General features: G+C 66.2%; 23 protein-coding genes and 7 pseudogenes. 18 read left to right on the plus strand and 12 right to left on the minus strand.

The genetic code is table 11. The features are described from left to right. Positions 1-385, plus strand: a pseudogene (locus ATB1_RS18040) (hypothetical protein); the annotation flags it as partial. 18 nt (positions 386-403) lie between these two features. Here ATB1_RS18040 and ATB1_RS18045 read toward each other — a convergent pair. Then, a complete protein-coding gene (locus tag ATB1_RS18045) occupies positions 404-853 on the minus strand; it encodes a TIGR00725 family protein (RefSeq protein ID WP_042666191.1) in 450 nt (149 codons plus the stop codon). A gap of 150 nt (positions 854-1,003) precedes the next feature. Continuing rightward, entirely contained in the window at positions 1,004-1,126 is a 123-nt protein-coding gene (locus ATB1_RS23990; protein WP_277813244.1) for a hypothetical protein, read from the minus strand. Between the two features lie 232 nt (positions 1,127-1,358). On the opposite strand from ATB1_RS23990, the gene ATB1_RS18055 reads away from it, so the two are divergent. From ATB1_RS18055 to ATB1_RS18065, 3 genes and pseudogenes are all read left to right on the plus strand, one after another. Beyond that, entirely contained in the window at positions 1,359-2,192 is an 834-nt protein-coding gene (locus ATB1_RS18055; protein ID WP_042666195.1) for an MBL fold metallo-hydrolase, read from the plus strand. A gap of 156 nt (positions 2,193-2,348) precedes the next feature. Next, positions 2,349-4,313: pseudogene (locus ATB1_RS18060) on the plus strand (hypothetical protein). A 75-nt stretch (positions 4,314-4,388) separates the two neighbouring features. Then, positions 4,389-5,285 (plus strand): hypothetical protein, encoded by an 897-nt coding sequence (locus ATB1_RS18065; RefSeq protein WP_042666224.1) that lies wholly within the window; start codon positions 4,389-4,391, stop codon positions 5,283-5,285. 30 nt (positions 5,286-5,315) lie between these two features. Here ATB1_RS18065 and ATB1_RS18070 read toward each other — a convergent pair whose 3' ends face one another. Beyond that, positions 5,316-5,615, minus strand: a complete 300-nt coding sequence (locus ATB1_RS18070; protein ID WP_241768346.1) for a hypothetical protein — start codon at positions 5,613-5,615, stop codon at positions 5,316-5,318. A 241-nt stretch (positions 5,616-5,856) separates the two neighbouring features. After that, positions 5,857-5,946: pseudogene (locus tag ATB1_RS24630) on the minus strand (ArsR family transcriptional regulator); the annotation flags it as partial. A gap of 99 nt (positions 5,947-6,045) precedes the next feature. On the opposite strand from ATB1_RS24630, the gene ATB1_RS21200 reads away from it, so the two are divergent. Then, entirely contained in the window at positions 6,046-6,243 is a 198-nt protein-coding gene (locus ATB1_RS21200) for a RidA family protein (RefSeq protein ID WP_052368142.1), read from the plus strand. 70 nt (positions 6,244-6,313) lie between these two features. Here ATB1_RS21200 and ATB1_RS18080 read toward each other — a convergent pair. Together ATB1_RS18080 and ATB1_RS18085 are read right to left on the minus strand one after the other, a co-directional pair. After that, positions 6,314-7,365: pseudogene (locus ATB1_RS18080) on the minus strand (tyrosine-type recombinase/integrase). Then, positions 7,355-7,801 carry a DUF5805 domain-containing protein gene (locus ATB1_RS18085; protein WP_042666199.1) on the minus strand — a complete coding sequence of 149 codons (447 nt, stop codon included), beginning with the start codon at positions 7,799-7,801 and terminating at the stop codon, positions 7,355-7,357. Before ATB1_RS18085 ends, ATB1_RS18080 begins: the two are co-directional and overlap by 11 nt. A 707-nt stretch (positions 7,802-8,508) precedes the next feature. Here ATB1_RS18085 and ATB1_RS21845 point away from each other — a divergent pair. After that, positions 8,509-8,907 (plus strand): hypothetical protein, encoded by a 399-nt coding sequence (locus tag ATB1_RS21845; RefSeq protein ID WP_128081508.1) that lies wholly within the window; start codon positions 8,509-8,511, stop codon positions 8,905-8,907. 261 nt (positions 8,908-9,168) lie between these two features. Here the strand turns inward: ATB1_RS21845 and ATB1_RS18095 are convergent, their stop codons facing one another. Next, complete coding sequence (locus ATB1_RS18095; RefSeq protein ID WP_042666203.1) at positions 9,169-9,873, minus strand: SOS response-associated peptidase; 705 nt, start codon at positions 9,871-9,873, stop codon at positions 9,169-9,171. A gap of 121 nt (positions 9,874-9,994) precedes the next feature. Here ATB1_RS18095 and ATB1_RS18100 point away from each other — a divergent pair, with 121 nt between their 5' ends. The 3 genes from ATB1_RS18100 to ATB1_RS18110 all read left to right on the plus strand — a co-directional run bounded on the left by ATB1_RS18100 (position 9,995) and on the right by ATB1_RS18110 (position 11,967). After that, positions 9,995-10,750, plus strand: a complete 756-nt coding sequence (locus ATB1_RS18100) for a ribonuclease H-like domain-containing protein (RefSeq protein ID WP_042666204.1) — start codon at positions 9,995-9,997, stop codon at positions 10,748-10,750. 107 nt (positions 10,751-10,857) lie between these two features. After that, positions 10,858-11,208 (plus strand): hypothetical protein, encoded by a 351-nt coding sequence (locus ATB1_RS18105; protein ID WP_042666205.1) that lies wholly within the window; start codon positions 10,858-10,860, stop codon positions 11,206-11,208. 72 nt (positions 11,209-11,280) lie between these two features. Continuing rightward, positions 11,281-11,967 carry a dolichyl-phosphate hexose transferase gene (locus ATB1_RS18110; RefSeq protein ID WP_042666207.1) on the plus strand — a complete coding sequence of 229 codons (687 nt, stop codon included), beginning with the start codon at positions 11,281-11,283 and terminating at the stop codon, positions 11,965-11,967. Positions 11,968-12,029: 62 nt separating this feature from the next. Here the strand turns inward: ATB1_RS18110 and ATB1_RS18115 are convergent, their stop codons facing one another. Beyond that, a complete protein-coding gene (locus tag ATB1_RS18115; protein WP_007274390.1) occupies positions 12,030-12,233 on the minus strand; it encodes a DUF5800 family protein in 204 nt (67 codons plus the stop codon). A gap of 121 nt (positions 12,234-12,354) precedes the next feature. On the opposite strand from ATB1_RS18115, the gene ATB1_RS18120 reads away from it, so the two are divergent. The 3 genes and pseudogenes from ATB1_RS18120 (at position 12,355) to ATB1_RS18130 (ending at position 15,442) form a co-directional block, all read left to right on the plus strand. Next, on the plus strand, positions 12,355-13,206 hold the full coding sequence (locus tag ATB1_RS18120) for a polymer-forming cytoskeletal protein (protein WP_042666226.1): 852 nt from the start codon (positions 12,355-12,357) through the stop codon (positions 13,204-13,206). Positions 13,207-13,314: 108 nt separating this feature from the next. After that, positions 13,315-14,178: a DUF4349 domain-containing protein gene (locus tag ATB1_RS18125; RefSeq protein WP_042666208.1), complete on the plus strand. Its 864-nt coding sequence runs from the start codon at positions 13,315-13,317 to the stop codon at positions 14,176-14,178. Between the two features lie 89 nt (positions 14,179-14,267). Next, a pseudogene (locus ATB1_RS18130) lies at positions 14,268-15,442 on the plus strand (redox-regulated ATPase YchF). A gap of 218 nt (positions 15,443-15,660) precedes the next feature. Here the strand turns inward: ATB1_RS18130 and ATB1_RS18135 are convergent. Then, positions 15,661-15,906, minus strand: a complete 246-nt coding sequence (locus ATB1_RS18135) for a hypothetical protein (protein WP_042666210.1) — start codon at positions 15,904-15,906, stop codon at positions 15,661-15,663. A gap of 81 nt (positions 15,907-15,987) precedes the next feature. Here ATB1_RS18135 and ATB1_RS18140 point away from each other — a divergent pair, with 81 nt between their 5' ends. Further along, complete coding sequence (locus ATB1_RS18140; RefSeq protein ID WP_042666212.1) at positions 15,988-16,407, plus strand: DUF5367 family protein; 420 nt, start codon at positions 15,988-15,990, stop codon at positions 16,405-16,407. 60 nt (positions 16,408-16,467) lie between these two features. Here ATB1_RS18140 and ATB1_RS18145 read toward each other — a convergent pair. After that, a pseudogene (locus ATB1_RS18145) lies at positions 16,468-17,588 on the minus strand (pyridoxal phosphate-dependent aminotransferase). A gap of 256 nt (positions 17,589-17,844) precedes the next feature. On the opposite strand from ATB1_RS18145, the gene ATB1_RS18150 reads away from it, so the two are divergent. Genes ATB1_RS18150 through ATB1_RS18160 form a run of 3 tightly spaced genes read left to right on the plus strand, consistent with a single transcriptional unit; the run spans position 17,845 to position 20,563 of the window. Next, positions 17,845-18,891, plus strand: a complete 1,047-nt coding sequence (locus tag ATB1_RS18150; RefSeq protein ID WP_042666214.1) for an ABC transporter substrate-binding protein — start codon at positions 17,845-17,847, stop codon at positions 18,889-18,891. Continuing rightward, positions 18,888-19,757 (plus strand): ABC transporter permease, encoded by an 870-nt coding sequence (locus ATB1_RS18155; RefSeq protein WP_042666216.1) that lies wholly within the window; start codon positions 18,888-18,890, stop codon positions 19,755-19,757. Before ATB1_RS18150 ends, ATB1_RS18155 begins: the two co-directional genes overlap by 4 nt. Next, positions 19,745-20,563 (plus strand): ABC transporter ATP-binding protein, encoded by an 819-nt coding sequence (locus ATB1_RS18160; RefSeq protein WP_042666218.1) that lies wholly within the window; start codon positions 19,745-19,747, stop codon positions 20,561-20,563. Before ATB1_RS18155 ends, ATB1_RS18160 begins: the two co-directional genes overlap by 13 nt. 49 nt (positions 20,564-20,612) lie before the next feature. Here ATB1_RS18160 and ATB1_RS22620 read toward each other — a convergent pair whose 3' ends face one another. After that, positions 20,613-20,762, minus strand: coding sequence for a hypothetical protein (locus ATB1_RS22620; protein ID WP_188423697.1), 150 nt, complete (start codon positions 20,760-20,762; stop codon positions 20,613-20,615). Between the two features lie 143 nt (positions 20,763-20,905). Between ATB1_RS22620 and ATB1_RS18165 the strand changes: the two are divergent. Then, positions 20,906-22,283: pseudogene (locus tag ATB1_RS18165) on the plus strand (DEAD/DEAH box helicase). A 47-nt stretch (positions 22,284-22,330) separates the two neighbouring features. Here ATB1_RS18165 and ATB1_RS18170 read toward each other — a convergent pair. Next, the gene (locus tag ATB1_RS18170) at positions 22,331-22,723 is read right to left on the minus strand and encodes a hypothetical protein (RefSeq protein ID WP_042666220.1); all 393 of its coding nucleotides are present in this window, start codon (positions 22,721-22,723) and stop codon (positions 22,331-22,333) included. 131 nt (positions 22,724-22,854) lie between these two features. Here ATB1_RS18170 and ATB1_RS18175 point away from each other — a divergent pair. After that, a partial coding sequence (locus tag ATB1_RS18175) for a DUF790 family protein (RefSeq protein ID WP_128081509.1) occupies positions 22,855-23,114 on the plus strand: 260 nt, incomplete at its 3' end.

The following is a 23,114-nucleotide window of genomic DNA, read 5'->3' on the forward strand; positions in this document are numbered from 1 at the left end:
CCAGCGGACGCGTCGCGCGGTCGCCGCCGAACTCCGCGAGCGCGCCGAACACCACGGTATCGTCGCCGGCGCGCGCGACGAGGAGACGTGGTCGGCCTTCGATTCGTTCTGCGTGGGCGTCGCTCGCGATAGTGTGACCGGCGACCGATTCGAAAAGCGGCTCTCGAACGCGCTCGCACCGCGGCTCGACGTGGCCGTCGAGGGGCTCACCGCGAACGGGTTCGTCACGACGCGCGAGCGGGAACGCGGCCGAGACGCGCTCGAACCCACGGACGCGGGTCGGCTCTGGACGTCGACGACCGACTGGGAGACGTTCCGAGAGACCGTCGTCGACGATCTGCTCCGCGACTGCGTCGAACGCGACGGGAGCGTCGCGGGCGCGTAGCGCGGCACGGCCCGATTCTCAGACCGCGTCCTCGATGAACGCCACGGCAGCCTCCGGTGAGTCGCACGGTTCAAACCCGTCGAGCGAGCCGACCTGCTGGGTTCTGAGCCCGGCCGTCGGGCGGTCGAAGACGTTGGCGTAGCCGATTTCAGAGAGGGTTCCGCCGCCGCCGTCGATGGCGATGACGGCGTCGCCGTTCATGGCGACGAGCGCGTTTCTCGCGTGGCCGAGACCGGTCGCGACGGCGATATCGACGTAGGGATTCGCCTCGTCGCGGTCCTCGCCCGGGAGGACGCCGATGGTCGTGCCGCCGGCGTCTTTCGCGCCGCGGCAGGCCGCCTCCATGACGCCGCCGAGACCGCCGCAGACGACTGTGTGACCGCGCTGAGCGAGCAGGCGACCCACATCTTCGGCGAGTGTTTCGACCGGCGCGGGGACGACGCTGCCGCCGATGACGCTCACGCGCACGGCGAGCCTCCCGCTCTGCGTTCTGTGGTGTCTGCTCGTCGCTCGTCGTCGTGACTGGTCGCTATGGACATGAGGTATCGGACCGCGTCGAAGAAGATAAGTGCGGGGCCACGTCGCCCGACCGGGTCGGACGCGGAGTGCTCGGTCGCGTCAGAACTCGTCTGTTCGCCATGCGTCGTCGTCCAGCGGGGAAACCGCTTCCCACGCACTGCACGCGCGCATCGTCCGAGCCATCGACGAGAAGTTCGCCGTTTGTTTGTGGGTCCTTGGCATGGTATTTGATGCCATGAGTGCCTACACTAAATATCTTGTCGGGGTACTACCTTATACACCGCATACACCTCCCGATTCTATTGCGTTCTATGGTATTTCAACACATATTCGGGAAATCTCTCCGAATTCCGGGACGCGCTGGTGGCGGTGTCACGGAACGGAGGTGGCTCTCGCGACGCGTCGAACGCGGGAGAGCGCAACGCTTAGTCCCCCCGCGCGAGGACACGTCTCTATGACAGTCAGCGACTGGAGCGATTGGCTTCCGCGCGCGGTCGAGTCGGCCGACCCCGAGACGGTGGCCATCTGGTATCTGGGATGCAACGGGTTCGTCATCAAGGGCAGCGAGGGCACGACGCTGTTCGTCGACCCGTACGTCGGCATCGGCGACCCGCCGCGGACGGTCCGCATGATTCCCGTTCCGTTCGACCCCGAGGACGTGACCGAGGCCGACGCGGTCCTCGCCACGCACGAGCACACGGACCACGTCCACGGCCCGAGTCAGGCACCCATCCTCGAGAACACGGGCGCGACGTTCGTCGCCCCCGACGACTCGCTCGCCGTCGCCTACGACGACGAGGCGTGGTTCGATGACTACGACCTCTCAGAGGACCAGTTCGAGGAGGTCACGGAGGGCGACAGCGTCGAAATCGGCGAGTTCACGGTCCACGTCGAGCCCGCCTACGACCCCGACGCGAGCCACCCGGTCGCCTACGTCTTCGAACACGAGTCCGGCACGTTCATCCACGGCGGCGACACCAAGCCCGCCGAGGAGTTCGCCGACATCGGCGAGCGCTACGACCTCAACCTCGGCATCCTCGCGTTCGGGACCATCGGCAACATCCCCGACAAGGAGACGGGCGAGCCGATTCGAACGAAGTGGTACAACGACGAAAACCAGATTATCGAGGCCGCGGGCGACCTCGACCTCGACCGCCTCGTCCCGACCCACTGGGACATGTGGAAGGGCATGACTGCCGACCCGAAGGTGCTGCACCACCACGCAAAGAGCTTCGAGGCCCCGCGCTCGCTCGACCTCGTCGAAATCGGCGACCGCGTCGACCTCTGAGGTCGCGTCCGAACTGATTTTCGCGCGGCGACCGCCCCCGCAACAGTCACCGCCGACCGACAGTCACCGCGTCGAAACGGTCGAATCGAGAGACCGCGGCGGGGCGGACTCGCGGCCCCCGGTTGTTTTATAATGGATGTCGGGAAAGTGGCGGCCATGAGCCGCGAGTCCGAAGGGGTTACATCGGTTTCCGACGGCGAGGTCACGGTCGAAAAGACCTTCGCCGCCGACGAGTTTCCCGTTCCCGCTATCAAGTTCGTCATCAGTTCGACGCGAGACGAGGCGACCCGAATCCGGGTCATCGACCGTATTCCGGAGTCGTTCCCGATGGAGAGCGTCGGGTTCCACCCCGAGTTCGAGAGCGACAACTGGACGGCCTACAAGGACCACCGCGTCGAGTACGAGCGGACGCTCGACCCCGGCGAGGAACTCGTGACGGTCTACGGTATCCGCATCACCGACGGCCACGACCAGACGGATTTCCTCGAAGAGCCGACGCTCGAACGCATCCCGGTCGACGGCGGCATCGACCCCGACGACATCGACGACATCCTCGGCGAGGACCGCAGTCAGCTCGTTCGGGACGTGCTCGCGGGGAACCGCGAACCGCTCCACGACCAGACGTAGGAGAGTGAGGCCGACGCGGACGGAGAGGACGAAGGGGAAGTCGTCCTCGAAGAACCCACCGCTGACGCCGCTGACGCCGTGGAGGCCGAAGCCGCCGTCGAAGCCGAGGCGGCTCCCGCGGCGTCCGACAGCACGGAAGTCCTCGATGACGAGCCGACCGACGACGACCTCGCGGCCGCCTTCGAGGGCGGAGACGTCGAGGAAGACGAGACCGACGAGACCGACGTGGCCGACGAGGTCAGCCAAACCGACGACGACGTTCTCGACGCCGACGCGGAAGCCGACGACACCGCCGAACCGACCGGCCCGCGCGCGGTCGCCACCGACACCGCGCCGGCCGTCACCGCGCACCTCGAACAGCCAGATGTCGATGCCGAGGTCGAGGCTGAAGTCACCGAAGACGCCGACGCCGCCACGTCCGGAAGCGCGCCCGCACCAGACGCGGACAGCCTCGTCGGGGCGCTCGCCGCCGAGATTCGGTCCGGCGCGGCCGACGAGGAGGACATCGAAGTCCTGCGCGAGGCGGTCGACGCCGAGACGCGCCGGAGCACCGACGTTCGCATCCGCCGCCTCCAGTCGCAGATGGAGGACCTCGCGGCGTACTCCGACGCGCTCGCCGAGTTCATCGACGAGGAGGGGACCGGGAACGAACTCGTCTCCGAGTTCCGCGACGAGATGACCGCGTTCCGCGAAGACCTCGACGCCCTCGACTCGATGGTCGACGGCGCGGTCGAGTCGGTCGACGACGCGGCCTCCCGGCTCGACGCGGCCGAAGAGACCATCGCTACGGTCGACGAGCGCTCCGACCGCGTCGCCACGCGGGTCGCCGACGCCGAGAGCCGCCTCGACGACCACGACGGCCGTCTCGAAGGCCTCGCGTCCGACCTCGAAACCGCGGACGACACGCTCGACGACTACCACGGCTGGCTCGAATCCCACAACGAGCAGTTCGAGGCCGTCGAGGGCCGACTGGACGACCACGACGGCCGGTTCGAGGACCACGACGAGCGGCTCGAAACCGCCTCGCGGAACATCGACGCCGGCTCCGCCCGCCTCGACAGCGTCGAGGAGACGCTCGCCAAGCGCGAGGAGGAACTCGTGACGGTCCGCGAGCGCCTCGACGACATCGCCGGTCGGTTGGACGAAACCGTCGACCGACTCGAAGGGGCCGAAAACAGTGCCGCCGAAGCGACCGAACAGGCCTCGACGCTCCACGCCGAAGTCGGCGACATCCGCGAGGACATCGCCGAACTCGACGGGGACATCGTGGAGACGCGCGAGGCTCTCGATGACCGCCTCGCGGAGGTTCAATCGCGGGTCGAAGACGCCGCGGCCGACGAGGAAATCGAGGCCCTGCGCGACGACATCCGGGAGCTGAACGACACCGTCGCCGAACTTGAAACCTTCCGCGAGCGCCTCGCGGGCGCGTTCGGCACCGGCATGGGCGGCGGCCCGGCCGCCGGCGACGACGGCGACACCGACGACGCGGAGTAGCGCTTCCGAGCTTTTTCCCGAGAGACGTTTTCCCGAAGCGCAACCTGTTTAGCGGGCCGCCCCGACGTTCCGATGATGACAGAGACGGTGCGCGTCGCTGTTCCGCGAAAGGGTCGCCCCCTCGAAGCGGTGCTCGAACGGTTCGCCACGACCGAGAGCATCGCCGAGGTGGCGGACGAAATCACCTCGACACTCCGATACGAGAAGTCGGTCACGAAGGGCCATACCCATCCGGAACGCGACGTGTACGAGCGACTCGCGGACTACAGTGACCTCTCGGACCCGGCCGCACCGGAGTTCACGCTCCTGCGCGACGACCGAGACGGGATGCCGCGACGCATCGTCTTCGACAGCGTCGTCTTCGAAATCGACGGGGTGGACATCCACCTCGTCGGCCGCGAGGAGCCGTTCCGCGCCCTCCGGACCCACGAGTTCGGCCTCGGCTTCGACAGCGCCGACCTCGTCCTCGAAGAGGTCGTCAAGCTCCGGCCCGAGGGCCTCGGGAGCATCGAGGACGTGAACGCCCGCATCGACCCGATGGACACCGACGTTCGGGTCGTCTCCGGGCTCGGCGACACGGTGTATCACACGCTCATGGCCGACCCCGAACTCCTCCCGCCGGGCTCCGAACTCGACCGCGACTTCGTCGCGGACTACGCGGGCGACCTGTGTATCTCGCCGCGCTACGAGCGCCTCGTGGAGGCGGTCCTCGGCACGCGGTGTCTCGACGACGTGACGTTCGCGTATCCGAACGGCGCGCCCGAAGAAGAGGCCGCCATCGCGGAGACCGGTATCGGCGTTTACCTCACGATGACCGGGTCGACCGCGCGCGAACACGGCCTCGTCCTCGGCGAACACCTGTTCCCGAGCGAGACGGTCCTGATGGAGAACGTCGCGGAGGCGACGCCGGCCGCAGAGACCGTCAAGCGGGCCATCGCGTCGCCGGAGGTAGAGACCGAATTGACGGTCTAACCGAGCACAAAACGAAGCAGAACTTCAGTTCTATATCAGCGGGTTCGGTGGATAGATGGAGAGTCCTCTTCGGATGCCATACTCGAAAATGGCGACGATGCCAACGAAGACGACGAACACGAACCAGACACCGAGGTAAAGCGGTGTGAAACTCTCCATGGAGGGTGAGAAGTGATCGTAGAGGCTGTAGGATGTGAATACAATGGTCAGCATCCCCGGGAGTATCAGCTTGTATCGGAGAAGTAGATAAGATGAACCTGCGCCCAAGACAAACATGCCGAATATCTGAAGGAAATTGTACAGGAGGCGTCGGGGACCTTCAGCATCCATAGACAAATTCAGTAGATAGTATCCATTGAAATAGACGATAACCGCGTTAATGACCCCGATAGCTACCGCGATTCCAATTCGTTTATTCATGGTTTACTATCGTGTTGATTATGACCTTACTGAGTCCTTAGCATTGCGATATCGCCATTGTGGGACTCCCAGTCGGAGCCGTTATCGAGGCTAGACCATGCTGGGTACCGGGAGGAATTATCTGTCCAACAGCCAACGATTTCCTCTCTTGTTCCGAGGCGGTGAGCGGGTCGTCGTAGACGGCGGTGAGGAGACGCCTCGCGTGACAGACGACCGCCGACAGGACTTCGTCGGCGTCGTCGAGTGCGACGACAAGCAGTTTCCCGAACCGGACCAGACGGCGGACGCGCTTCGGTCGGTCGAGGGCCAGACCACCCGCGCGCTCGAACGCGTGTAGTCGGTGGCCGAACGCTCGGGACCCGACTGGACGATGCTTCGGACCACGGTGTACACGACGGACCTCGACCGAATCGACGCCATCGAGTCGGCCTACGACGCCTACTTCGGCACCCGACGACCGACGATGACCGTCGTCAGCGTCTCCGTACTCCCGAACGATCCCCCCGTCCAAACCGAGGCGACGGGTGTCAAACGATAGGTTCGAACCCTCCAATTCGATATAGCGATATACAGTTTACAAGTCGCACTTCGAACAGCTATCACGCTCCTCAGCGGAGCGAGTAAATGTTCGATTCGTACGTTTCGCGCACTCTGTCGCCCCAGTTGTGGGTGTACGTGTCGATGATGTCGCCGGCCACGTCGCCGCGGAGGTACTTGACGATGCCGCGGTCGCCGGTGCGGTCCCGGAGATGGGTCGTGAAGAAGTGCCGGAAGTAGTGGGGCGTGACGTTTTCCTCGCGGTCGCCGCCCGCCCGGTACCAGCCGGCGTCGGCGGCGTGAGAGGTGACGACGTGGTGGACGGCGTCGGGGTCCAGCCGACGACCCCAGCCCGATGCGGTGCCGACGAAAAGCGGTTCGGCCGGTGACGGCGAATCCGGACGAACCGCTAGCCAACGCAGGAGAACGTCCTCCAGTTCGTCGTCGACCGGGACGACCGTCGACCGCTTTCGCTTGTTCGAGGCGGTTCGCTCCTCGCCGTTTGTAATGCTCCCGACGCTCGGGTCGGCGGCGACGTACATCGACGGCCCGCGACCGTCGAGGGCGGCGCGAGTCGATACACCGGAGAGGGGTGTATCCACCGACAACGACACGTCTCGAAGGTCGAGATTGCACAGTTCGCCGACGCGCATCCCGGTTTTGAGGAGGGTGACTACCAGCGCGTGCTCCAGCGGATGGGCGATTCCGCGGACGAACTCCCGCATCTGCGGGACCGAGAGCTCGCGTCGGGCGGGGTTCGTGTCGATTCGCTCGTCCATCTCCTCCATCACGAGGCTCATCGGGTTGGAGTCGAACGCGCCGACCTGCGCCATGTAGGCGTAAAACCGGTGGAGGTAGGAGGCGTACGTCGCCACCGTGCTCGGCGCGACATCCCGGTTTCGAAGGGTGTGTATCCACGCCATGCAGTCGCGGTGAGTCGCGTCGCCGACCGACCGAGCGGTCCCCGAGGGGTTCCGCGAGGGGTCGCCGAGGAACGACCTCGAACGCCCGTGAGGACGCGTTCGTAGGCGTCGCGGGTCCGGTCTGTCTTCCCGTGATAGGTCATATCCTGCAGGAAGTAGCCGACGGGGTCTTCCGCCTCGGCGGGGTTTTCAGCGGCCATCGCGCTCCGCCAGCGTGTAGCCGCCGTGTCGCCCGCTGTACACGACTCGGCCGCTCGACTGCAGTTCCTGAAGCGTCGATTCGAGGCGGTCTTCGATGTCGTCGGTCAGCGCCGCGACGAGGTCGTCCCACGATCGATGCGAATCGCCCGCGAGCGCCTCGACGATCCGGGCCTCGAACCCGTCGTTATTTTCACCCAATTCATCCTGATTCGAACCGTCGTTCTGGAGACCTGTTTCCACCCCTTCGACCCCGGGGGTTGTGGTCGCTTTATCGCCTCTCGGAGGGACATCGAAATCGCGCCGACCGGCCTGTACCATCGTTCTGACAAATTCGCTCTGGCTCATCCCGAGTCGGTCCGCGTGGTCCTTCCAGATGGCCTTCTGGTGGGCCGGGAGGTAGGTTTGCACCGTCGCGCGGTCGGCCTCGTCGCTCATGAACGGGTTGACACGGGGGTCGATATTCAATCTACCGGCACAGTCCAGAATAAGAGAGATTATCCTGAGCAGTACATGCGTATTTTCGGCGGCGAATCTGAGTTATCCTGAATACTACAATCGTATTTTCGGCAATTTGCATGTAGTATTCAGGATATTAGATTTCGCCGGAGAATGTCGATTTCGGGCGTTTCGAGCGAATTTGAGACTCGGCTGATTTTTGTTGCTCTCGATAGGACAAACCACGCGCAGCATCTCCTCATTTTTGTTATGGATACCCAATTTTGGATGGGGGTTCTCACCTTGTTTACCCTGGAGTAACGTATGGAAGAACCACTTACACGAGTTTCGTTATTTCATACATAATTTCACTGAATTATTATATAATTTGGACAGCGCTGGTTTTGCCCCCGTTTTATTTCTCTCAACGAGATACGAACTATTCTGTCTATAATTTCTGTATATTTTCTCAGAAATATACTCGCTGTAGACGCGTCATCTGTGTTCTCTCGAACGGCTATATTTCAACTAAAATGAACCCGGTATTTTTCACCGATTATATCTGCCACTCTACTCCGAATATGTGTCGCCGGACAGACCTTCGTTTCGAATTGATTCTATCTACTATTATGCGTGTTCTATTTCGAAGAAATTCGGTGAGTGTTGTCTGATTCGAACACGCAACCACCCGGGTGACGCCGTTCCGAATGCACTCGAAGACGAACCCAACCGAGGTCTTTGCCGGCTCGATTCGTTCTCTTTTGACGCCTTCACAGCCCTCTCCTCGCGGTGAGAACAGTAACTCGGGGCGTGGCTCCCTCTCAGGTGAAGCGGCGTTCGAGCGCGCTGTGGCCGTCCTGACCGGCTCCGTGAGTTCGGGGTTTCGGTGTCTCGCTCACGGCCGGATTCGACGACTCACTCGTTCGGCGGACGATCCGTTCGAACGAACCGTCTCTCGGCCGGTGACTCGTTCGAACGGACTGCCTCGAATCCCGGATGCGATGGCGTACTCCGTCTGCACGACCGGACTCGCCGGCGATGCACCTGTGTACTCTCGACTGCGATACACCCCCGACCGGGAGCGTGATGCGACTGTCGCGCTGTGATGCTGAGAAGGCTCAAACGCTATCGACCGCTGGAGTGCCGATTTTCTGCGTCAACGCGGCTCAGTCGCCAAATCTCCGGAGATTCGGGTCTCTCTGCCCGGTCGCCGATTGTCCGATTCGAGACTCGTATATCGCATCTCGCTATACCCAATTCCTGTTCTCGGGCTCACCCGATTTCGGAACAGTCGCGTCCCGTCGAACCCGCTCGGCCGGCGTCGAAATGGTCGAGACGGCCGAGCGCCGACGATTTCACCCGACGCGCTACGCTTCGACTCGCTCTATCAGCTCGGGGTCGTCGCTGGCGGGGCTGTTCACCCGCGTCGAGACGGGGTACGCCGTGAGTTCGTCGTCGGGGTAGGTGTCGAGGAGCGCCGCCGCCTCGTCGGGGTCGCCGTGGAGCCACGTCTCCTCTTCGTCGGGCGCGAGGACGACCGCCATTCGGTGGTGTAGCTCGGAGACGAGGCCGTTCGGCTCGGTCGTGACGACGGTGAACGTCTCCAGCGGCTCCTGTTCGCGCGAGGGGCCGTCGCTTCCGAAGTCACCGAGCCCGGTCTGTTTCGTCGAGGGCGTCCATCGCTCCCAGAGGCCGGCCATGGCGAACGGGCGGTCGTCCTCGAAGGCGACGCGGTAGGGCCGTTTGTCCCCGCCGCGGTCGACCCACTCGTAGAAACCGTCCGAGGGAACGAGACACCGGCGGGCCTCGTAGGCGTCGGCGAAGCTCCGCTTCTCGCGGACGGTCTCCGCGCGGGCGTTGATTCGGTCGTTTCCGACGCTCGCGCTGTCGGCCCACGAGGGGACGAGTCCCCACTTCAGGAAGCGGAACTCCTCCGGCGCGTCGTTTGTCACGACCGGGAGTTCCTGGCCGGGCGCGCAGTTGTACCGCGCCGAAAGCGGGCGCGTCGGCGTCGCGTCGAACCGCGTTTCGAGTTCCTCCGGTGGGGTAAACAGCGTGTAGCGACCGCACATACCCCCGGCTTCGCGCCGTGCGGGTAAAACGCCCGCGGCGGGGGAGTGCGGGAGCGCGCCGGGAGCGCGGCCGCCGACCCACGACGACGCATTTAGGGTCGCCGACGCCCCCCTGTCGGACATGCGAATCGAGAACAGCTTCATCCCCGTCCGCGGCGTGGGCGAGCGGACGGAGCGGAACCTCTGGCGGGCCGGGTCGACCCACTGGGACGAGTTCGACGCCTCGCTCGTCGGCGCGAAGACGGGCGACCGAATCGAGACGTTCATCGCCGACGCCGCCGCCCACCTCGACGACGGCGACTCGCGGTTCTTCGACGACTGCTTCCCCTCGGGCGAGCGCTGGCGACTGTACGAGAACTTCCGCGACGAGACGTGCTTTTTCGACATCGAGACGACCGGTCTCTCTCCCGAGCGCGACTCGGTGACGACCGTCTCGTTCCATCAGGACGGCGAGACCACGACGCTCGTCAGCGGCGAGGATCTGACCGCCGCCGCCCTCCGCGAGCAGTTCGTCGACGCGAAACTCATCGCGACGTTCAACGGCGCGCGCTTCGACGTGCCGTTCCTCGAAACCTCGTTCGACGTCTCCATCGACGTTCCGCACGTCGATTTGATGTACCCGTGCCGGACGCTCGACCTCACCGGCGGGCTGAAACAAATCGAGAAGGACGTCGGTATCGACCGCGACCGCCCCGACATCTCCGGGCGCGACGCCGTCCGACTCTGGCGGGAGTACGAGCGCGGCGACCGGTCGTCGCTCGATACGCTCGTCTCGTACAACCGCGAGGACGCGGTCAACCTCGAACGCCTCATGGAGACCGTCACCGGACGCCTCCACGACCGCGCCTGCGAGGGACTCGACGCCGAACTCGGCTGAGTCGGGCGTCGCCTGATTCGCTCGCGCCCGCGGCCGGACGACAGCCGACCCGAGCGAGCGTGACGGAACCCCGCGCTTTTTTCATCCCCCGAAGCGACGCGCCGCACATGACCGACGACCCCGACGCCGACCCCGAGGCGGACGACACCGCCGATTCGACCTCGCCAGCCGACGCGGCCGAGGCGACTGAGCCGACCGACGGCGACGAGCCAGTCGATGCCGATGCGGCCGTCGAGGCGGCGGACGGCGGTACAGACGAGCGCGACGACGGCAACGGCAACGGCGACGAGACCGTCCCGCACGTCGAACTCGACCTCTACGAACTCTCCGTCCGCGTCAGCGGGCAGTCCAGCGACGAACTCGACGACGTGGAGGCGTCGGCGACCCGCCTCATGGACTACCTCGTCGACCACGCCAAAGAGCTGGAAGACCAGCCCGACACCCGCGGGCTCAGCTAACGCCGGCGCTCGCGTCGCCTCCGGTTTTGGCAAACCTAAACGCTCAAGAGCGGCCGTCGACAACCCCGCCCAATGACCGAGTTCACCTTCGACGACCTCGCGGTCGTGATGGGGACGTACAACGAAGAGCAGGCTATCGGGGCCGTCCTGGCCGACATCGACCGGATTACCGACGGGCGCGCCGAGGTCGTCTGCGTGGACGGCTCGGACGACCGGACGCCCGAAATCGCCCGGAAGATGGGCGCGCGCGTCATCGAACAGGAGCCGCAGGGGTACGGCGTCGCGGTCGAGGCCGCGGTGCTCGCGTCCGACCGGCCGGTCGTCGTCACCACGGACTGCGACGACACCTATCCGATGGAGTATCTCCCGAAGTTCCTCGACCTCATCAACGACGGCTACGACGTGGTCTCCGGCGACCGAATCACGACGGGCGCGGAGACGATGCCCCGACTCAACCGCGCGGGCAACGTCGCGTTCGCCCGCCTCGCCAGCGTTCTCATGGGCGCGACCGTCCACGACACGACCACCGGCATGCGGGCGTACCGCCGCGAACTCCTCCACGATATCGAGTGGACCGAGAACACGGGGCTGTCCGCCGAACTCCTCATCCGCCCTGCGATGCGCGGCTACAACATCGCCGAAGTCCCCATCCCCTACCGCGAGCGCGCGGGCGAGACGAAACTCGACCCCTTCGCCGGCGGCGCGGCCATCGGGAAATCCATCGTCAAAGTCTGTCTGGAAGAACGGCTTCGGTTCTGAGTTCGCGCTTGGAGCGCGTGATTCGAGAGCGATACGCGGAGAAACGGAGTTTTGGGCGGCGGTTACGACGAGTTCAGGATGTCGCGGACGCGCCGGGGTTCGCCGGAGAGAGCGGGTTCCTTCTCGACGATTTTCAGCACTTCGTGGTCGGTCACGTCGGGGTAGGACTTCCCGATGGCCTCCTCGATGAGGGCCTTTTCGAGGCGGAACTCCGTTCCCTCGTAGACCACGTCTACGCCGTCGTCGTCGAAAGAGAGAATCGTCATACCTCTCGTTCTATCCCGCGCGTAGTTAAATACGCGTCGTCGGCGCGAAACCGGCCGCCTCCGTCGCGTCTGACGCTCGTCTTGCGGACGGTTTATTACGGCACGGGTGTTGGTTCGGAGCGTGTCACTGGGTACGGACCCGCTCGATGCGCTCGAAATCCCCGACGGGACGACGGTCGAGGAACACGACCTCGTCACCGACGGCGACGTCGTCGTCGGCGGGCAGAGCACCGTCGAGTTCGGCGTCCGCGGACGGAACGTCCTCGCGGGCGAGCGCGTCACCTTCGGCGGCGACATCGAGGCCGAGGCCGACTGTCGACTCGACATGCTCGACGACGTGGCCGGCAACGTCCTCGTCGGCAACGACGCCTACCTCGGCGAGCGCGTTCACATCGCCGGCCGCCTGATGGTCTCGGGCGACCTCGACATCGGCGACGACGTCGACATCGAAGAGGGGTTCGAGGCAAACGGCTGGATCGTCATCCGCAACCCGATTCCGACGCTCGTGTTCTACTTCATCGTCCTCTCGCAGCTCCTTCGGCTCGGCGAGGACGAGGCGGCCGACGAACTCGCAGAAACCCTCTCCGGCGAGTCGCCGCACGACCCGCTCGTGATTCCCCGGAACGCCACCGTCTCCGACGACGCGTGGCGCGTCTCGACGCCCGCACACGTCGGCTCCAACTGCCGAATCCACGGCAACATCCGCGCGAAGTCCATCGACCTCGCCGAGGACGACAACGTCTTCGGGAGCCTCCGTGCCCGCGACGATATCGTCGTCGGGAGCGGGACGCGCATCCACGGCGACGTGACCACGCGAAACGGCGAGGTCCGAATCCACGAGGACGCGCGCGTTCTCGGCGACGTGTCCTGTAACGACCTCGTGCTCGAAGCCGGTGCGCACGTCGACGGCACGATGCGCGCCCGCGGCGAGATGCGCATCCACCGCGACAACCTCCCCCGCGAGGCCGAGTAGTCGGCGTCGGAACCGACCGAGCGACTGCGGCCACCCGTGCGCCGCGATAGCAACAGTCGCCGTTTGTGCCTACCCAACGATTATTCCTTCACGTCGAGAGTGTCGCCTATGGACAATCGACTGAAACTTCTCTCGGTCGCCCTCCTCGTCGTCCTCGCCGGGTGTACCGGCGGCGCGGCGGACGGCGGTGCGGGCGGGTCGGAGAGCGTGTCTCTCGCCGCCGACGCGGGCGGTTCCACCGAGGCCGAACAGACGGGCGGCGACGACCTCCCGCAGGCCCAGCGGCGGGCGGTCATCAGGAACGGCCAGATAGAACTGACCGTCGACGAGTTCAACGAGTCGCGCGACGCGGTCGAATCGACCGCCGAATCCTACGGCGGCTACGTCAGCGACTCCAACGAGTACGTCAACCGCCGGAGCGGCGGCACCTACCGCTCGGGTCAACTCGTCGTGCGCGTCCCCTCCGAGGACTTCTCGGCGTTCATGACCGACATGAAGGGCCTCGGCGAGGTCGAACGCGTCGAGACGGACTCGAAGGACGTGACCGACCAACTGGTCGATATCGAAGCGCGGTTGAGCAACCTCCGCGCCCAGCGCGACCGCCTCCGCGACCTCTACGAGTCGGCCAACACGACCGAGGACGTGCTCGCGGTCGAAGAGCGCCTGACCGAAGTCCAGACCGAAATCGAGCGGCTCGAAGCCCAGAAGCAGTCGCTCGAAGACCGGGTCGCCCTCTCGACCGTCCGCGTCTCGCTGTCGGAGCGACCGCCCGGCCCGGCGCAGTGGTACGACACGCCGGTCTTACAGGCGTTCTCCGAGTCGGTCAACGGCGCGTTCGTCGCCCTGCGGGCGCTCGTCGTCGCCGTCGCCTACGCGGCTCCGTACCTCGTCGTCTTCGGCGGCCTCCTCGCGATTCTCGGGAGCGGGGTAGTGCTCGCCGGCCGCGCCGCCTTCAGGCGACTGACGGACTGACTGCGCGCCGGTCTCTCTTTCGTCGCTCGCCGTCGCTCGCGCTTCCTCGTACGCGAGCGTTTTTCCGCGTCCGCGACCATCGTCGAGCCATGCTCTCTCTCGCGTTAGCCGGCAAGCCGAACGCCGGCAAATCGACGTTCTACACGGCCTCGACGCTCGCCGAGGTCGACGTGGCGAACTACCCCTTCACGACCATCGACGCGAACCGCGGCGTCACGCACGCTCGCACCCGCTGTCCCTGTCTCGACCGCGACGAGCGCTGCGGCAACTGCGAGGACGGCATCCGCTACGTCGCCGTCGAACTCGTCGACGTGGCCGGCCTCGTTCCCGGCGCGCACGAGGGCCGCGGCCTCGGCAACCAGTTCCTCGACGAACTGACGAACGCCGACGCCATCGTCAACGTGGTCGACGCCTCCGGCGGGACGAACGCCGAGGGCGAACCCGTCGAGGTGGGGAGCTTCGACCCCGTCGAGGAGGTCGACTTCATCGAGGAGGAACTCGAACAGTGGCTCGCGGGCATCGTCCACAAGAACTGGGAGTCCGTGGTCCGCAAGTCGCGGTCGCCCGACTTCGACATGGATGACGCCCTCGCCGACCTCCTGACGGGCGTCGGCGCGAGCGAGTTCGACATCGCCGCCGTCCTGCGGGACCTCGACTACTCGCCGAACCCAAGGGAGTGGGACGACGCTGACCGCGTCGAACTCGCCCGCGCGATTCGCCAGCGGACCAAGCCAATCGTCCTCGTCGCCAACAAGGTGGATATCGCGCCCCCGGAAAACCTCGAACGACTCGCCGAGACCGGAAAGCCCGTCATCGCCGCCACGGCGGATGGCGAACTCGCGCTCCGGCGGGCCCGCGAGGCGGGCATCATCGACTATCACCCCGGCGACGACGACTTCGAACTCGTCGGCGACGTGAGCGGCGCCCAGCGGAAGGGCCTCGAACGAATCCGCGACCTGATGGGCGAACACGGCGGCACCGGGACGCAGGAGCCATCGACACCGCGGTCTACGACGTGCTCGACCGCATCACGGTCTACCCCGTCCAGAACGAGTCGAAGTGGACCGACGGTACGGGCAACGTCCTCCCCGACGCCTTCCTCCTCCCGCGGGGGTCGACGCCGCGGGACCTCGCGTACGCGGTCCACTCCGACATCGGCGACGGCTACCTCCACGCGGTCGACGCGCGAGCGAAACGCCGCATCGCCGAAGATCACGAACTCGAAGAGGGCGACGTCATCAAAATCGTCTCGACGGCGAAGTAACTGTCAGCGGTTCGTCTTTTCTGCCGGATTTCGTTGTCTGTCCTCGGTCAGTACTTCGTCTGCCACGCCACACGTAAATCAAATTTCGCTATACAGAATTGGATATCCCACGTCACCGATAGTCGACCGAACACAGAATGCGGAGTCGCACCACCAGTTCGACTGTCGCGCGGCTCACGCGTCGAGATTCACGGCGGAAAACAGGATTCGTCCCCGGCTCAGAGGTCCTTTGCGACGCGAAGTTCCGTGTCGGTGACCGTCTCGACCGACTCGGCCGGGACCTCGATGTCGTCGCCGTCGGCGTCGCCGAAGCCGAGGCCCTGCAGGACCGCCTCGGCGAGGTCCGGGTCGGGTTCGACGTACGCGACTTGGGCGTCCGCGTCGACTTCGGTCACGATTCCGATCTGTTCGGCCTCCTCGTCCATGAGGAACTTCCCTTCGTCGGCGGTCGAGAGTACTGACATTCGACCAATCGTTATGCCGGGGTGACATAATATCCTGTGGCCGGCACGAACGCTGATACGCCCTGCCCGCGTACGGGATGCATGACAATCGGTTCACAGGTTTCCGAGGCCGACGCCCGCCGGCTCCCGCTGCCCGAGACGCGGGTGTTGCTCGGCGTCGGGCTGGCGATTGCCCTCGTCGCCGGACTCGTCTTCCGCGTCGTCGGCCAACTCGTGTTGGTCCCCTCTCGCCCGCTGGTCACGGCCGTCGTGTTCGCGCTGACGGTCCCCGTGATGTGGGCGCTCGCGGTCGGGGTCTTCCGGTGGCGCGGGCTGTCCGGCGGCGCGCGGCGGGAGGCCGCGGTGTTGCTCGTCGTCCCCGGCATGCTCGTCGACGCGGTCTCGACGGCGCTGTTTTCTGTCGTCTACCCGAACATGGGTCTCGAATCCGCGGGGCTCTTCGGCGGGCTGTTGCTCTTGGCGTACGCGACGGTGCTGGTCGCGGGGTTCGTCGGTCGGTGACTCGGTTTGCGTCGACGCCCGCCCCGAAGGTTCCCCGCTGGCCCGTGACGTGTGAGCGCCTCAGACGACCGCCTCGTACGCTTCGCCCATGATTTCGATGGCCTCGCGGAGCGACTCGGTATCGGTCGCGTACGACAGGCGGGCGTAGCCGCGGCCGTGCTCGCCGAACGCCTCGCCGGGCACGATAATCACGCCGCGGTCGATGCACTCGTCGACGAAGCCCTCGGGGACCTCGGGCATGACGTAGAACGCGCCGCCCGGCGACGGGACGGTGAGGCCGATGTCCTCCAGCCCCTCGACGACGATGTCGCGGCGCTCGCGGAACGTTTCGGTCATCTCCTCGATGCGGTCCTGCGGGCCGCTGAGCGCGGCCTCGGCGGCGAACTGCGCCGGTGCGGAGGCGCACGCCTGCACGTACTGATGGACGCGGAGCATGCGTTCGACCGGCGGGTGGAGCCGTACACCCAGCCGAGTCGCCAGCCGGTCATCGAAAACAGCTTCGAGGCCGAGTTGACGACGACGACGTTGTCGGTCTCGGCGAACTCGATGGGCGAGCGGTGTTCGCCCTCGAAGACGGTGTACTCGTACACCTCGTCGGAGATGCAGAGCACGTCGTGTTCGTCGGCGATGCGGGCGAACTCGGCGATGTCGTCGGGCGGCGAGACCGCGCCCGTCGGGTTGCCGGGGCTGTTGACGACGAACGCCGCGGTGTCGTCGGTGATGGCGTCTTCGACCGCCTCGGGGTCGAGCGTCAGGTCGTCGCGGAGGGGGACCGGAACCGGGTCGCCCCCGGCGAGTTTGGTGAGCGCGTCGTAGGAGACGAAGCCGGGGTCGGGGATGATGACCTCGTCGCCCTCGTTCACGTGCGCCTCGATAGCGATGTGGAGTGCTTCGCTTCCCCCGGCCGTGGCGATGACGTCGTCTGGGTCGAGGTCGACGCCCTGGTCCCGGCGGTGCTTCTCGGCGATGGCCTCGCGCAGGTTCGGGAGGCCCTTGTTCCCGGTGTAGCCGTCGGCCTCGCCGGCCTCGATGGCTTCGACGGCCGCCCGTCGCGCGTGGTCCGGGGCCGGGAAGTCGGGCTGACCCAGCCCGAGGTTGATAGCGTCTTCGCCAGCCGCCTCGAACACCTTGCGAATGCCGCTGATGGAGATGCGCTCCACCCGGTCGGAGAAGTGCGTCATATCCTATCCGGTGTCGCCGTTCGGGATAGTTCTTCCCACGCACGGTCGCCGCCGACCCGTTGACTCCGTGACGTGACCGAGGGGATTTGTCGGAGGATAATGCCGCTATCTGGGAGGCGTAAGTCTCGCAAAAAACGCGTTTCTAACCCGGAATGCGGCCGTAATGGGGACTTCAACGACTCTTCGAGTGTCATCTACCGCGTCTATCGTTACCGGGTGCGCGCCCGGAATAAGGCGCTGATTCGTAACGAGGACAATGACAGAGGCACCACGTTCGACGTCGATCAGCCGTAGACGTTTCCTGCAGGGGTCCGGACTCGCGGCGACCGCCGGCCTCGCGGGTTGTCTCGGCGGGTCCGGCGGGAGCGGGCTGGACGAACTCAACGTCGCCTACATGCCCATCTACCCGGACATGCAGTACTTCGTGATGGAAGAAGAGGGGCTGTTCGACGAGCTTTCGGTCCCTGTGGCGGGCAAGAAGTTCTCCGACGGTCCGAGCATCGTGCAGGCGTCGGCGACGGGCGACTTCGACGTGATGATGTTCGGCATCGTCCCGGCGATGATCGTCATGGACAAGGGCATCCCCGCGAAAATCACCGCGGCGAACATCAAGAACGCGATGGAGATTCTCGCCACCGACGAGTTCGCCGCCCTGTGGGAGGAACACGGCAAGGAGGCCTTCGCCGAGTTCGAGGCGCAGAAGGGCCGCAAGTTCACGTTCGGCACTTTTCCGCCGGGCTCGGTCCCGGACATCCTGCTCCGCTACTGGATTCAGAACACGCTCGGCCTCGACCCCGAGGAGGACGTGAACGTCAAGGGCCTCGGCGGCGCGGCCGCGGTCCAGCAGGCGCTCCTCTCGAACAACGTCGACGGCACGAGCATCATGGAACCCGTGCCGACGGTCATCGAGGCCAACGACGCGCCGTTCCAGCCCATCGCGTGGGCGGGCGACTTCATGCCCGGCCAGCCCGCGGCGGTCACGCTCATGCACGACCGCCTCCGGCAGGACAACCGCGACCTCGCCACGGAGTTCGTCGAACTCCACCGGCAGGCGACGAGCTTCGTCGCCGACAACCCCGACAGCGCCGCCCAGCACGCGAGCTCGGTCATCGGCGAGAGCGCGCTCCCGGTCGAGACCGCCCGCGCGGCGCTCGACTCCCCCGCGTCCGACTTCATCACCGACCCGCACGACATCGAAGGCGGGGCCGAAATCTTCGCCGACTACGCCCAGACGCTCGGGAAGACCGAAGCGCAGTTGAGCATCGACGAGATGTTCGATTACGGTATCTACGACTCGCTATGAGCAACGACGAAGTCGGCGCGGGCGTCACCCTCTCGGAGACCGAGGCGGACGAGCGACTGCTCGACCGACTCGCGGGGTTCTCCTCGGAACAGACGGGGCTCGCGGTCGCCGGCTTCGTCGGCTTCCTCGCCGTCTGGTACGTCGCCGCGCTGTTCCAGCCGACGTATCTCCTCCCCTCGCCCGTCGAGGTGCTCGCCGCGTTCGTCGTCGAACTCACCGCGCCGGCCTCGCTGTCGATTCCATTCACGGGCGTTGAACTCCCGGCGACTCGACTGCTGGTCAAACTGATTCAGAGCCTCTACCACTACGTGCCGGGCCTGCTCATCGGGACGTCGCTCGGCGTCTTCGCGGGCGTCGCCATGGGCTGGAACACCCGCGTCGACAGCGTCTTCACGCCCGTCACGCGCCTCCTACGCCCGATTCCGCCGCTGGCGTGGATCGGCTTCGCCGTCATCTGGCTCGGCGTCAACCACCAGGGCGCGACGTTCATCGTCGCCATCGGCTCGTTCTGGATTAACTTCTACAGCGCCTACGGCGGCGTCGAGGGCGTCTCGGAGGACCTCAAGGAGGTCGCCGCGACCCTCGGCGTCGACGACGACTGGACGATGATTCGGAAGGTCGTCATCCCGGCGGCCAGCCCCTCCATCATGACCGGCATCCGGACGAGCATCGGCCAGTGTTGGATGATTGTCGTCGCGGCCGAACTCATCGTCGGCGTCGGCGTCGGCTACGAGATTCTCAACACGGCGCAGAACCTCGCCATGGACGTGTCGGTCGCCTACATGCTCGTCATCAGCATCGTCTTCCTCGTGAGCGACGGCCTGTTCCGCCGGGTCGAACGGCGGGTGCTGGAGTGGAGAGCATGAGCGGCGACGCGAACGCGGATACGGATGCGTCCGCGAACACGACCGCGGCCGACCCCGACGAGACCGCGACGGTCCGCGTCGACTCGCTCGGCAAAACCTACGCGTCCGACCGGCGGACGGTCGAAGCCCTCTCCGGCGTGGAGTTCGCCGTCGAGGACGGCGAGTTCGTCTGTATCGTCGGCCCCTCGGGCTGTGGCAAGACGACGCTGTTCCGCATCATCGCCGGCCTCGAAGCCGCCACGTCGGGCGCGGTCACCCTCGACGGCTCGCCCGTCACCGGTCCCGGAACCGACCGCGGCATGGTGTTCCAGGAGTACGGGCTGTTCCCGTGGCGAACTGTCGCCGAGAACGTCGCGTTCGGCCTCGAAGAACAGGGCGTCGAGGAGCCGGAACGCTCGGCACGCGTGACGGAGATGCTCGAACTCGTCGGTCTCGACGGCTTCGCCGACGCCTACCCCAAAGAGCTGTCCGGCGGGATGAAACAGCGCGTCGGCATCGCCCGCGCGCTCGCGGTCGACCCCGAACTGCTCCTCATGGACGAGCCGTTCGGCGCGGTCGACGCCCAGACCCGCGACATGCTCCACGGCGAACTGCTCGACATCTGGGCGGCGACGGACAAGACGGTGCTGTTCGTCACCCACGACGTGGAGGAAGCCGTCACGCTCGCCGACCGCGTGGTCGTCATGGCCGCGAATCCCGGTCGCGTCCGCGAAATCGTCTCGGTCGATATCGACCGCCCGCGCGAGCGGACCGAAAGCGAGTTCGCGGAATACGTCGAGCGGATTCGCGGGCTCATCGGGGAGTAGCTCTGCTCCGCTCTCGGTTCTCGCGTCTCTCCTCGCTCGCCTCTCGTACCTACTCCCGCGCCTCTCGCAACTCGTCGATGTGCGCGTCGATGACCGACAGCGTCGCGTCGGCGTCGACGTAGCCCTTCTCGTACTCCTTTATCGCGCTGTTGTAGTCGCTGAGGAACTGTGCGACCGCGTCGTCGAGGTCGTCGCTCATACACGTCCGTAGCCCCGCCATCGGATTTGAACCTTCGGCCCGAGATCGGCGAGGGCGGGACCCTCGTGGCACCGCCTCGACCCTCCCCGACCGCCCACCGCGGGACCGTCGATTTATCACCGCGCCCCGCCAACGCGCCGGTAGTGACGACCCTCCGCTTCGAGGACGGCACCGTCCACGTCGGAACTGGCGGCGACGGCTCCGAGGGCGACGCCGACGTTCGGGCCGCCCTCGCCGACGTTCCGAGCGTCGAAGCCGACCCCAGAAGCGGCGGCTATCGCGCCCCCGCGATGCGGTACGCCGCGGTTCGGGACGCGCTCGACGCGGCCGGCGTCGACTACGACGACCGAGTCGCGGCCGCGCTCGACTCCCCCCTCTCGCTCTCGACGACCTACGACCTCCGAGAGTACCAGCGGGCCGCCCTCGACGCGTGGCTCGATGCAGACGCAGCGCGGCGTCGTGGAACTGCCGACCGGCGCGGGCAAGACGGTGCTCGCCGTCGCCGCGATGGTCGCCCGCTCGGTGCCGACGCTCGTCGTCGTGCCGACCATCGATTTACAGGACCAGTGGATACGCGAACTCGAAACCGAGTTCGACGTGCCGGTCGGGCGCTTCGGTGGCGGCGAGCAGACGCAGGAGACCATCACGGTCTCGACGTACGATTCGGCGTATCTCCGCGCCGACGACGTGGGCGGCGACTTCGGCTTCGTCGTCTTCGACGAGGTGCACCACCTCGGCGGGGAGGGATACCAGGACATCCCCAGATTCCTCGCCGCGCCTGCTCGCCTCGGCTTGACGGCGACGTTCGAGCGCCCCGACGGTGCACACGAGCGCGTGGAGGAACTCGTCGGCCCGCGGGTGTACCGCCTCGACGTGGACGACTTGGCGGGCGACCACCTCGCCGACTACGAGGTCCGTCGAATCGAGGTGGAACTGACGGCCGACGAGCGCGAGACGTACGACGCGGCACAGGAGACGTTCGTGAACTACCTGCGCACCTCGGGGCTGTCGATGCAGTCGGGCAGCGACTACCAGAAACTCGTGATGCGCTCGGGGAACGACCCGAGAGCGCGGGAGGCGCTCCTCGCCAAACAGCGCGCCCGCGACGTGATGATGAACTCCGAGGCGAAGGTGGACAAACTGGCGCGACTGCTCGCGCGACACCGCGAGGACCGCGTCATCGTCTTCACCGCCTCGACCGACCTCGTCTACCGCATCTCGCGGCGCTTCCTCGTCCCGCCGATAACTAACGAAACCGGGACGAAAGAGCGCCGCGAAATCCTCGACCGCTTCCGCGACGGCACCTACGACACCGTCGTCGCGGCCAACGTGCTCGACGAGGGTGTGGACGTACCCGACGCGAACGTCGGTATCCTCCTTTCAGGGTCGGGGTCGGAACGCGAGTTCACCCAGCGCCTTGGTCGCATCCTCCGGCCGAAGGCCGACGGCGCAACCGCGACGCTCTACGAACTCGTGAGCGTCGAGACGGCGGAAGAACGGGTCGCGGCCCGGCGTCGCTGAGCGGGGTGGTGCCGGTGGGAGAAGCGGCGAGGCGACCGCCTTCGACCTCAGACCAGCGAGACGTTCAGCTCGCCGTTGCTGGCGAAGGCGTCGTACTCGAACTCGAACTCGATTGCGAAGTCGGCGCTCCCGGCGGCCGGGACGGCGAGTTCCTGCGACCGGGTCGACTCCTCGTCGCGGACGGCGACGCGGGCTTCGACGGTGGCAATCCGCTCGGCTCCGCTGTCGTTGACGACCGTCCCGAAGACGCGGAGGCGGCCGTCGCCGGTCGCCTCGAAGTCGACCTCGGAGATGCGAACCGGCGGCACCTCCGGGGTGTCTCGGGGCTCCTCCGCCGGTGCCTCGGGCGGGTTTCGCGGCCCCGTCGCGCCCGGTAGCGACCCGAGACAGCCGGACGACAGGCCGACCGCGACCAGTCCGAGGAGGCGTCGTCGCTCCATACGATGGCGTCCGCCGCGGACGCAATGAACCTTGTCGTCCGCGCCGTCGTCCGGTGTCCGCCCGCGCCGTCGCTCGCTTCTTGCCCACGCCGCCCGAGTCGCTTTTGTCCCGCGGCCACCTCGTGGCGAGCGTGCTGACGAAGGATCTGCTTCGCGTGTCGCGGGCGTGCGGCGGCTACCACCCGCAGTTCGCCGACCGGGGGGACCGCCCGCTGGCCGCGAAGGCCATCGGCGTTTTCCGGCGACATGTCGGCGACGCGCGGACCGACCTCGACGACGCCCTCGCCGACCTCGAAGCCGAGGCCGACGACTTCAAACTTGCCCGTGGCTTCGCGTCGCTCCTCGACCGCGAGGCGGTCTTCGAGACGACGGCTCCCCTGCCGCCGGCCCG

The sequence above is a fragment of the Haloferax sp. ATB1 genome, assembly GCF_000730175.1.